We start from the raw sequence: 11,595 nt of genomic DNA on the forward strand, positions 1-11,595 counted from the left end.
ATGAAAAACCACTATACTATACTTCGTATTCTTTTGATTTTTCTTTTGCCATTCTGCTTCATTCAAGCTCAGGCAAATGATAGTACATCGCCTGAAACATCCCCATATAATGTAAAGTTATATGGGGCGAAGGGCGACGGTAAATCAATTGATACTCAAAATATCAATAAAGCAATTGAGGCTGCAGCAGCGGCTGGCGGCGGAACAGTTTATTTTCCGGCAGGGAATTATTTAAGCGGTTCTATGCATCTTAAAAGTGGCATCAGCCTATATATCGATCAGGGGGCTACCATAATTGCAGCGCCTATTGAAGCCGGTTCAGGTTATGATGAGCCAGAAGCTAAAATAGATAATAACTACCAGGACTTTGGACACAGGCACTGGCATAACAGCCTGATCTGGGGCGAAAACCTGCATGATATTTCAATACTGGGTCCCGGTACCATTTGGGGTAAAGATCTGGTGCGGAGCAATAAGGGTGAAGATGATAAGCGCCCCAACAAAACGATCAGTCTTTATTTGTGCCGTAACGTAATTATCAGGGATATTTCGATTCTGCATGGCGGCTGGTTTGGGATCCTCGCAACGGGGATCGACAATTTTACTATTGATAATGTTAAGATGGATACTAACCGCGACGGTATGGATATTGACTGCTGCCGCAACGTACGTATCTCAAACTGCAGTATCAACTCGCCTTATGACGATGGTATCTGTCTTAAAAGTACCTATGGGCTTGGATTTGCCAGGGCTACCGAAAATGTTACTATTACCAACTGCCAGGTGAGCGGCTACGATGAAGGTTCATTTTTGGCCGGCACTTTTACCCGCAATGAAAAAAAATATTCTGACGGTAATCCCACCGGCCGCATAAAAATAGGTACCGAATCAAACGGTGGTTTTAAGAATGTTACCATCTCCAACTGCGTGTTTGATTACTGCCGTGGCCTGGCCCTGGAAACTGTCGATGGTGCACTTTTAGAGGATGTTACCATCACCAACATCACCATGCGGGATATTGTTAACGCGCCAATTTTTGTAAGGTTGGGCGCTCGTATGCGCGGACCGGAAAGTGCACCTGTAGGGGCGCTTAGGCGTGTGATCATCAACAATGTTGTGTGTTATAATGCAGATCATAAGCATGGGGCAATTATAAGCGGTATCCCAGGCCATGATATAGAAGATTTGAGGTTGAGTAATATCAGGATCTACTATAAAGGCGGAGGCACTAAAGACCAATCTACGCGTGAAGTACCTGGTTTAGAAAAAGAATACCCTGAACCCTATCGCTTTGGCACTATGCCTTCTTACGGCTTCTTTATCCGCAATGTTAAAGATTTAAAAATGAACGATGTGGAAGTTAGCTATATCGCAGATGATTTCCGCCCCGCGTTTATTCTTGATCATGTAAACGGTGCAGATTTTCAGCATATCAAAGCGCAAAAGACAGCGAGCTCGGCGACGTTTGTTTTAAATGAAGTAAAGGACTTTAACATTTATAACAGCCGCCCGGTAGCGGATACTAAACTGGCCAACGCAAATAAAAAAGAATTATAGTAAATCAACAGCATGAAAAGTATACTTTTTAAATGGGCAACAATTCTTACGATCCTGCCGGTGAGCCTAATGCTTTATGCCCTGAAGCCAGTAACAGAAGTGGTGCCCGACGCCGATAACGCGGGCTTAAAATTACCTTTAGGTTTCGGTGCCCTGAAAGTTGCCGAAACCGGTGCAAAGGCCCGGCATTTAGTAGTTACACCGCAGGGCAATATTTATGTAAAGCTGGCCAAACCCAATAAAGAGGGGAAGGGGATTTTAGTATTTCATGAAGCGCCCAATGGTAAGGCCGAACTTAAATCGGGCTTTGGTACTTATGGCGGCACCGAGGTTTATTTAAAGAACGGGTACCTGTATGCATCATCAAATACCGAGGTGTTCAGGTATAAGGTGAATGATAAAAACGAAGTGATCAACCCCGATCAGCCCGAAAAAATAATTACCGGGTTAAAGGCAGGCCGTCAGCATGAAACCAAATCATTTGCGCTGGATAACGACGGCAATATTTATGTAAACATAGGCGCCTGGTTCAACTCCTGCCAGGAAAAAGACCGCGGCCTACATTCACCGGGGATACCCGGATGCCCGATACTGGATTCGATGGGTGGCGTATGGCAATTTAGAACGGATAAGCTAAATCAAACCTATGGCGATGGTGTACGGTATGCAACAGGTTTAAGGAATATGGTCGGTATGGATTGGAACCAACAGGACAACCAGCTTTTTGTAATGCAGCACGGCCGGGATAACCTGAATAGTTCATGGCCTGAATTGTATACCACCAAGCAGTCGGCCGAATTACCTGCCGAATGTTTATATGGCCTAAAAAAAGGCGATAATGCGGGCTGGCCATATATGTATTATGACCAGATCCAGCATAAAAAGATCCAGGCCCCTGAATATGGCGGTGATGGCAAAAAAGAAGCTGATGCAAAGTTTCTTGATCCGGCTGCCGCCTATCCAGGACACATGGCCCCTAATGGTCTGTTGTTTTATACCGGAAACCAATTCCCTGAGAAATATAAAAACGGTGCTTTTATCGCTTTTCACGGTTCGTGGAACAGGGCCCCTAAACCGCAGGCCGGGTACTTCGTTGTTTTTCAGCCATTTAAAAATGGTAAACCTGATGGTGCCTGGGAAGTATTTGCTGATGGCTTTTCAGGCTCGCCAGAGAAAACTGCGGCCGGGCGCGCAGATCATCGTCCTTGCGGACTTGCCCAAGGTGCGGATGGTTCATTATATGTTACAGATGATTCAAAAGGTACCATATACCGTATTATCTATCTTAAAAAATAATAAACAAATGGCTAAATATTTATTGACCTTTCTTTTTGCTTTTAGCTGTTTCCAGCTAATGGCACAGGTTAAAAACAGGGCAAAGTCAAAAGCGAAGCCGGTTGCAGGTTTGGCTGTTTCTATGGCGAATGGCAAAGCTATCTATATAAATCATTGCTTAACCTGCCACCAGGCCGATGGCGGAGGGGTTCCAAATATGAACCCGCCATTAATCAAAACATCCTATGTAACAGGTGATCATACACAATTAATTAAAGTGGTACTTAACGGGTTTTCGGAGAACATTGATATTGATGGAGAATCATATTCAAATGTGATGCCCGCTCATGATTTTTTGAAGGACCGGGAAATAGCAGATGTGTTGACTTATGTGCGGAAAAGTTTTGGTAATAAAGGCGGGGCAATTACAGCAGCTCAGGTTAAGGCGGTCCGCGCGAAGAATATAAAGAAGGCAGCTATTAAAAATATATAACAATCAAATTAAAAACAGCTAAAATGAAATCATTTTTATACTTGTTGCTTATTGCCTATGCTTCGGCAGCGTTTGGGCAGGACGTTAATACTGAAAATATTGTGCGCCGTGTTGCCGATAACATTATTAAGGAAACTTCCTTTCAGTTTGTTAATGCTAAAACAAACGAAAAATATAATTCTACCAAGGGATTGGCTTCATCCATAGATGTCAAGGTTGATAATAAATACAACAAATGGGCATATGTAAATGGTGTTTTAACTATAGGCATGATGCAAACTGCGGATGTGCTTGGCGACAAAAAATATTCAGACTATTCACAGCATAATTTTGCTTTTATTTTTGATAACCTTAGTTATTTCGAAACGCTTTACAAAGCAAAAGCAGGTAAGGTAGAATACGGTTCTGTATTCAATATTACTAATCTCGATGCTTGTGGCGCAATGTCGGCTGGTTTGTTTGATGTGGATGCCCTTGCACAAAGGAAGGATTATGAGGCCTATCTGGAAAGGTCTGCTGCCTATATCCTAACTAAACAAATGCGCTTGCCCGATGGTACACTTGCCCGCCCGCAGCCCCGCTTTGGCACGCTTTGGGCCGACGATATGTTCATGAGCATTCCGTTTTTGGCACGTATGGGCAAACTTACCGGCGATAATAAATACTTTGATGATGCTATCAAACAGGTGGAGAATTTCAACAAATACCTTTATGATCCTGCCACCGGTTTGTTTTTTCATAATTATTACAGCGATGATCAAACCAATGGGGTAGGACATTGGGGCCGCAGTAACGGATGGATAGCTATGGCACAGGTTGAGCTGTTAAACAATTTACCTGCAAACCATCCCAAACGTGCCGAACTGATCAAATTGCTGTTGAGGCAAATAGTGGGTTATGCCCGTTACCAGGATCAAACCGGGTTGTGGCATCAGCTATTGGATAAGCCTGATTCATACCTCGAAACATCAGTTACCGCTATGTACACTTATGCGGTAGCAAGGGCAGTAAACCAGGGCTGGATAAATGAAAAATATATAGCCATTGCCCGTGAAGGATGGAAAGGCTTAGCCTCAAAAATAACTGCTGATGGCCAGCTACAGGATGTTTGTATCGGCACCAATATGGATACTGACATCAAATTTTATTATACCCGCCCAACCGAATTGAACGATACCCATGGTTTAGGCGCGTTATTACTGGCCGGAACTGAAATGATTAAAGCCGAAAAGAAAAAATAGATATGTGCAGGGTAATGAGGTTGTTGTTTTGTATAGCTTTTATCGTTTTGACATCTGATTTTAGGTTGTTCGCTGCCGAGGTGGATATTACCGCTTTTGGTGCTACCGGTAATGGTACTACACTAAATACAATGGCAATTCAAAATGCCATTGATGCGTGCCATAAAAGTGGCGGCGGCAAGGTGGTTGTTCCATCGGGTGTTTTTTTAACCGGCACAATTGCATTGAATGATAATATTACCCTGCATTTGAATAAGGGGGCTGTTTTATTAGGAAGTACCGATGTTAATGATTATAAAAACCTTGATCCCTTTGTTGAAGGGCTTGGGATAAGCGTAGGCTGGGCGCTGGTTGTAGCCGTCGACAAAAAGAACATCAGCATTGAAGGCGAAGGAATTATTGATGGGCAGGGAGCAAAGCTAAAAGCACAGCAGATCTTAACCGATACCCGTGCCGAATCACAACGCTGGGGACGACGCCCTTTTTTATTGCGGGTTGTACGCTGCCAAAATGTTTCAATAAGTGGCGTTACTTTAAATTACTCAGCTGCCTGGACCTCCCACTACTTTCAATGCAGGCAGGTAAATATTCAAAACGTAAAAATTGAAAGCAGGGGAGTTGCCCATAACGACGGCATGGATATAGACGGCTGCCAGGATGTAACTATCAAAAATTGCGATGTGGTAAGCGGCGATGATGCCTTGTGTTTCAAAACAACATCAAGCAAAATGGCCTGTAAAAATATTGTGATTTCGGGCTTGCGGTTAAAAAGCGGGCAGGGTGCCATCAAGATCGGTACAGAATCGATGGCGCCATTTGAAAATATCAGGATTTCAGAGTGTTATATTTATGACACGGCTAACGGAGGTATCAAGCTGCTTTCTGTAGATGGGGCGAATATCAGGAATATTGAAATAGCTGATATTACCATGGTGGAAGTGAAAACGCCTATCCTGATCCGTTTGGGGGCAAGGTTAAGCGTATTCCGCAAAGATCAGGATACACAGCAACCAATAGGAACACTTGAAAATGTAACCATTCAAAATGTTAAGGCAAAGGCAGCAGATAATGCACAGCTCATGCCGCCGTCAGGCATTCTGATAACAGGGATTCCCGGGCATAATATTAAAGGGCTCACTTTAAAAAACATCGAGATAAATCTGGCCGGTGGCGGCAGCGAAGAAAACGCCCGGCAGGTTGTTCCGGAAGCCATCGATAAATATCCCGAAGTAAAAACATTTGGTCCGCTTGTTCCTGCTTATGGCATATGGGCCAGGCATGTTGACTGGTTAAAACTTGATAATATAAAACTCACATTAGGTAGCAATGACCTCAGACCGGCTTTCATTTGTGAGGACGGGAAAAACATTGAACTTAATTCCTGCATAATTCCTGAAACAGCAGGAGCCCAAGCAGTGATCAGGTTAGAAAGCGTTGCCGAAGCTTTGATAAAGAATACCACGGTTGCTGGTTCTGCAGATGCATTTGTACGTGTTGAAGGTGACGCAAGCGGTAATATCAAGATCCTGAAAAATAACATTCCCGGGATCTCAAAAAAGGTTGAACTATCTGCCGGTCTAAAAGCAGGCATTGCCATTTTAAATTAGCATTATTTAGCCATCAAACAGAACATATGAAGATATATCCACAGAAAATATTTTTAGTTGTCCTTACTTTTATTTTTCCGCATATGGTTTATGCCCAGCAGGTTGTGTCGCCCGTGCAAACAGATAGATGGGCGATTCAGCCTGACGGAAGCATTAAATGGACTATTAGTGGCCGGTTGCCCCACACCGATCATATCGAAATGTCGGGCGAGAAAGTATCTGTATGGGTACAGTATGGCTTAGATAGCGCCGGTAACTTGTCTATTTCAAGAACCGTTGTTTTTCCTACTTTCAGGATGTTGCCCGATGGCACGCGGACCCACATCGATTATTCATTTGTTGACGGCGAATTGCCGCGCTTTTTTGTCAACAACCGTAAGCTAAAGACAGACCTGGCCAATGGTAAAAAATCAGGCGATCTTTCATATAATATCACCAGTATCAGCCATAAAGGGATCATGAGGATAGCTGCTACGGCAGGTAATCCGGCGCTGGTGAAAATCGATCGGAGCATCTTCCCATCGGTAGATAAGCCAATGGTAATTGAAAAGTTTGTGTTTACCAATATAACCGATAAGCCAGTTACCATTGCTATGGAATATCTGCGGTGTGAGGTTAGGACGGATAGTGCTAAAAGTAAGGTAAGGCCCCATTCGGTTATCAATGGCGCTGTTGATCCTGGCAGCAGGGTAGTTCAGCCGGGATCAAATACTACCTTTTCGATTTATTACCTCGCTACAGATTTTCCGGCCCAGCCTGTTAAAATTGATGCTAATGCGGAAGAAAAGGCTCGTGAAGATCGTATAAATACAATTTTATCGCCCCTGCAATTAAAAACACCCGATACCTTATTAAATACCGCCTTCGCCTTTGCCAAAATCAGGGGCACGGAGAGTATTTACAAAACCAAGGTAGGCTACCTGCACGGCCCCGGTGGGCTTGCGTATTATGCAGCTATCTGGGCTAATGATCAGGCCGAATATATTAGCCCCTTTTTCGCTTTTTCAGGAGATAGTATCGGTAACCTGTCGGCCATGAACTGTTACAGGCTGTTTGCAAAATATATGAACCTGGAATATAAACCAATTCCCAGCTCGATAGTGGCTGAAGGCGATGCAGTATGGAAAGGAGCTGGTGACAGGGGAGATCAGGCGATGATCGCTTACGGGGCGTCAAGGTATGCATTAGCTTATGGCAAACCCGACTCTGCCAAAAAACTGTGGCCGCTCATTACCTGGTGCCTTGAATATAGTCACCGGAAACTGAACGACCAGGGGGTTGTTACATCTGATCATGACGAACTGGAAGGGCGCTTTCCATCAGGCAAAGCCAACCTTTCAACCAATAGCCTTTATTATGATGCCCTGATCTCCGCCGCATATCTTGGCAAACAATTGCATCAGCCCAAAACACAAACAGACGAATATTTAAAGCAGGCCGCGGCGCTTAAAATCAATATCGAAAAATACTTTGGGGCAACTCTTGAGGGTTTTGAAACCTATAAATACTATGAAACTAATGATGTATTGCGTGCCTGGATTTGCCTGCCGCTTACCATGGGTATTTTAGACAGGAGCGAAGGAACAATCAATGCCCTGTTTTCGCCAAGCTTATGGACTGCTGATGGATTAGCAACACAGGCGGGCAAAGAAACATTTTGGGACCGTTCAACCCTGTATGCGCTTCGCGGCGTATTTCAGGTGGGTAAAACTGAAAAAGCAATGGATTATCTGCGCTATTATTCGCAAAGGAGGCTGTTAGGGGAGCACGTGCCTTATCCGGTGGAAGCTTATCCCGAAGGTAACCAAAGACATTTGTCGGCCGAAAGCGGGCTTTACTGCCGGATTTTTACCGAAGGCTTATTCGGCATCAGGCCAACAGGTTTCAGCAATTTTGATTGTACTCCCCGTTTACCAAACGGATGGAATGAGATGGCCCTGAATAATATTCATGCATTCGGCCATGTTTTTAACCTTCAGGTTTCACGGCTAAACAAAGGGAAACTGCTTATCTCCATTACTGAGGGTAGTAAAGTAATTAAATACAGAATAACTGACGGTGGTACACAGGCTGTTGTGTTATAAACTGTATCTTGATATATAAAACAAACCGCTATGAAAAAGATATTAAAATCAACATTGCCTGCTTTAATGGCATTTATAGTACAGGGCGCTTTTGCACAAACACACCAATTGGAAAAGCTTTGGGAAACTGATACAGTAGTACGGATCCCCGAATCGGTTTTACCGGATTTTAAAAAGAAAATCTTATATGTATCAGAAATTGAAGGAAATCCCAGCGCAGTTGATGGTAAAGGTGGGGTTGCAAAGATCGGACTGGATGGAAAGATTATCGACCTGAACTTTACAACCGGATTAAATTCACCTAAAGGCCTTGGGCGGGTTGAGGATCAATTGTATGCAGCCGATTTGTCGGAAGTGGTAGTCATTGATATTAAAACAGGCAAAGTGATCAATAAGATACCTGTCGACAGCGCAAAAATGTTAAATGACATTACCGTAGATAGCAAAGGGATAGTTTACGTTTCAGACAGTAAAACCAAAAAGATCCACCGGATTGAAAAGGGCCAGGTAACAACTTTTTTAACCAACGTAAATGGTGTAAACGGGCTTAAAGCCATCAACGATGATCTATATATCCTCGGCGGACCGAAGTTCATGAAGGCGGATAGCAAGGGTAATTTAACACAAATTGCCACGCTAAGCTGTGGAGGTGATGGTTTAGAGCCGGTAGGTAATGGCGACTTTTTGATTACCTGCTGGTCGGGGCACATATTTTACATAACAGCCGATGGTAAAATAGAAACCCTGCTTGATTCGGAGGCACAAAAGATGAATACGGCCGATTTAGGTTACGACACCATTAATCACATTTTGTATGTGCCAACGTTTTTTGGAAAAAAGGTAGTAGCTTATAAATTAACTACCCATTAATATGCAGTTGAAAAATCTGGGACTGTATTTAATATTGATATTTGTTTTGAGTACTAAGTCTTTATTCGCGCAGCAAAGTACCCGTTTAGATACGGGCTGGCAGTTTATAAAACAAGATTTAGGTGGGATTTGGGAAGCCATCCGTCCGGAAGATAAAGGCATTCCGCATGATGTTCCGCACTGGCAGCAGGTAGTGCTTCCGCATTGTTTTAACGCGCGTGACGCGGTAGATCCCGATGTGAACTACTACCAGGGGCCGGGATGGTACCGTACCCAGGTAAGCATCAATAACCCATATCAAAGAGGGCGTACACTATTGCATTTTGAAGGTGCCGGGCAAAAGACTGACGTTTATGTATATAACACCAAAGTAGGTTCGCATTTGGGCGGCTACGATGAATGGACGGTAGATATAACAAAGGCTGTTAATGACTTTAAGAAAACAGAGATCTGCCAAACTCAATTTAAAGGAAATATCCCTGTCGAAATAAGGTGTGATAACTCGCGCGACCTTGAAAGTATTCCGTCACGTTTATCGGACTTTACAGTGTATGGCGGACTTTACCGGTATCTCATTTTAGTATACGTACCTGTTGTTTCGTTGGATAAGGTTTTTGCCAAGGCAGAGGTTGATAAAGATGGTAAGCAAGGGAAGTTAAATATTGGTCTTCGTGTCTATGATCCTGAAAAAATAAATGCAGTTGAGGGTGATATTAAGATCATTGATCCGCAGGGTAAAATTATCCAGCAATCAAAATATAATTTATCTTCTACTGCGGGAGAAATACCGGTTGGTTCATTTACGGTTAAAAAGCCGCAATTATGGTCGCCAGATCATCCGGTGTTATATACTGTTGAGGTTAGTGCGCGTGCCAATGGCAGTACTTTTACCCAAAGGGAAAAGATAGGGTTCCGGAATTTTGAATTTGTGGATCATGGGCCTTTCATGCTTAACGGTAAACGCCTATTGTTAAGGGGTACCCATCGTCATGAAGACGAGGCAGGTGTTGCAGCTGCGATGACCGAAGGTATGATCAGGCAGGAAATGCAGCTCATGAAAGATATGGGCGTAAACTTTATTCGCCTGGGCCATTACCAGCAATCGCGGATTGCACTTAATCTGTGCGATAGCCTGGGTATTTTGGCCTGGGAAGAAGAGCCCTGGTGCCGCGGTGGCTTGGGAGGCGAGATTTATAAAAATCAGGCCCGGCAAATGCTTACCAACATGATTGAGCAGCATTATAATCATCCAGCTATAATTTTATGGGGGCTTGGAAATGAGAATGATTGGGAAGGTGATTTCTCAGAGTTTGATAAAGCAAAGATCAGGGCCTTTATGAGCGAGCAAAATGACCTTGCCCACCGGCTCGATCCATCCCGAAAAACCACCATTCGTCGTTGTGACTTTTGCAAGGATATTGTTGATGTGTATTCACCCTCTATATGGGCAGGCTGGTATCGTGGTACTTATAACGAGTATAAGCAAACAACCCTCGATGAGTTTAAGAAAGTAAACCACTTTTTTCATGCAGAATGGGGCGGGGACAGCCATGCGTTGCGTCATTCTGAAGATCCTGATAAGGCCTTTGTTAATATTAAGAAGGGAGGCGGCGCCGATGAACGCGCCGGCGACGCGTCGCTCTCCGGCGGAGATGCAAGGGTTTCAAAGGATGGCGACTGGAGCGAAAGCTATATCTGCAATCTTTTCGACTGGCATTTAAAAGAGCAGGAGACAATGCCCTGGTTAACAGGATCGGCCTTTTGGGTATTCAAAGATTTTTCGACACCGTTACGGCCGGACAATCCGATCCCTTATATGAACCAAAAGGGTGTGGTGGAACGGGACATGACCAAAAAGGAATCATATTACGTTTTTCAATCGTATTGGACAACCAAACCAATGGCACATATTTACGGGCATACCTGGCCTGTAAGATGGGGAAGCGAGGGAGAACAGAAGGTGATTAAAGTTTATTCGAACTGTGAAACCGCCGAGTTATTTCTGAATGGAAAGAGCTGCGGTATAAAAAAACGGAACAGCCAGGATTTTCCTGCTGCCGGTTTGCGCTGGGTGGTAACGTTTAAGAAAGGCAGCAACAATATCCGCGTAGTGGCTCAAAAGGGAAAAGCTACCGTAACCGATGAGATTAACCAGATTTATCAAACAGATAAATGGGATAGGCCGGCTAAACTGATAGTTGAGAAAATAGCAGAAGAAAATGGTTTTGCCACAGTACAGGTTAAAGTTTTAGATAAAAACGGTATCCAGTGCCTCGATGCTATAAACTGGCTCAGCTTTTCGCTAAGCGGGGATGGCATATTGCAGGATGATTTAGGTACATCAGGCGGATCAAGAAAAGTGCAGGCTTATAATGGTCGCGCTACTATAAAAGTACAAACCCAAAACGGTAAAAGTGTAGTAGGCGTGCAATCGCCGGGATTACAAACTGTATTTATAAATCTTTAAT

8 protein-coding genes are annotated in these 11,595 nt (G+C 43.8%); all 8 read left to right on the forward strand.

What is annotated here, in order from left to right; genetic code table 11:
• Genes ABID99_RS10545 through ABID99_RS10580 form a run of 8 tightly spaced genes read left to right on the forward strand, consistent with a single transcriptional unit; the run spans position 1 to position 11,594 of the window.
• On the forward strand, positions 1 to 1,557 hold the full coding sequence (locus tag ABID99_RS10545; RefSeq protein ID WP_373613661.1) for a glycoside hydrolase family 28 protein: 1,557 nt from the start codon (positions 1 to 3) through the stop codon (positions 1,555 to 1,557).
• Between the two features lie 12 nt (positions 1,558 to 1,569).
• A complete protein-coding gene (locus tag ABID99_RS10550) occupies positions 1,570 to 2,853 on the forward strand; it encodes a sorbosone dehydrogenase family protein (protein WP_373613662.1) in 1,284 nt (427 codons plus the stop codon).
• A 7-nt stretch (positions 2,854 to 2,860) separates the two neighbouring features.
• On the forward strand, positions 2,861 to 3,325 hold the full coding sequence (locus tag ABID99_RS10555; RefSeq protein WP_373613663.1) for a cytochrome c: 465 nt from the start codon (positions 2,861 to 2,863) through the stop codon (positions 3,323 to 3,325).
• A gap of 23 nt (positions 3,326 to 3,348) precedes the next feature.
• Positions 3,349 to 4,566 carry a glycoside hydrolase family 105 protein gene (locus tag ABID99_RS10560; RefSeq protein WP_188832278.1) on the forward strand — a complete coding sequence of 406 codons (1,218 nt, stop codon included), beginning with the start codon at positions 3,349 to 3,351 and terminating at the stop codon, positions 4,564 to 4,566.
• A gap of 47 nt (positions 4,567 to 4,613) precedes the next feature.
• Positions 4,614 to 6,173, forward strand: a complete 1,560-nt coding sequence (locus tag ABID99_RS10565; RefSeq protein ID WP_373613664.1) for a glycoside hydrolase family 28 protein — start codon at positions 4,614 to 4,616, stop codon at positions 6,171 to 6,173.
• A 26-nt stretch (positions 6,174 to 6,199) separates the two neighbouring features.
• Positions 6,200 to 8,257, forward strand: a complete 2,058-nt coding sequence (locus ABID99_RS10570) for a hypothetical protein (RefSeq protein ID WP_373613665.1) — start codon at positions 6,200 to 6,202, stop codon at positions 8,255 to 8,257.
• Positions 8,258 to 8,287: 30 nt separating this feature from the next.
• Positions 8,288 to 9,127, forward strand: coding sequence for an SMP-30/gluconolactonase/LRE family protein (locus ABID99_RS10575; protein ID WP_229701524.1), 840 nt, complete (start codon positions 8,288 to 8,290; stop codon positions 9,125 to 9,127).
• A gap of 1 nt (position 9,128) precedes the next feature.
• Positions 9,129 to 11,594: a glycoside hydrolase family 2 TIM barrel-domain containing protein gene (locus ABID99_RS10580; RefSeq protein WP_188832275.1), complete on the forward strand. Its 2,466-nt coding sequence runs from the start codon at positions 9,129 to 9,131 to the stop codon at positions 11,592 to 11,594.
• Position 11,595 lies beyond the last annotated feature (1 nt).

Source organism: Mucilaginibacter sp. OAE612 (genome assembly GCF_041806395.1).
Lineage (GTDB): Bacteria > Bacteroidota > Bacteroidia > Sphingobacteriales > Sphingobacteriaceae > Mucilaginibacter > Mucilaginibacter rubeus.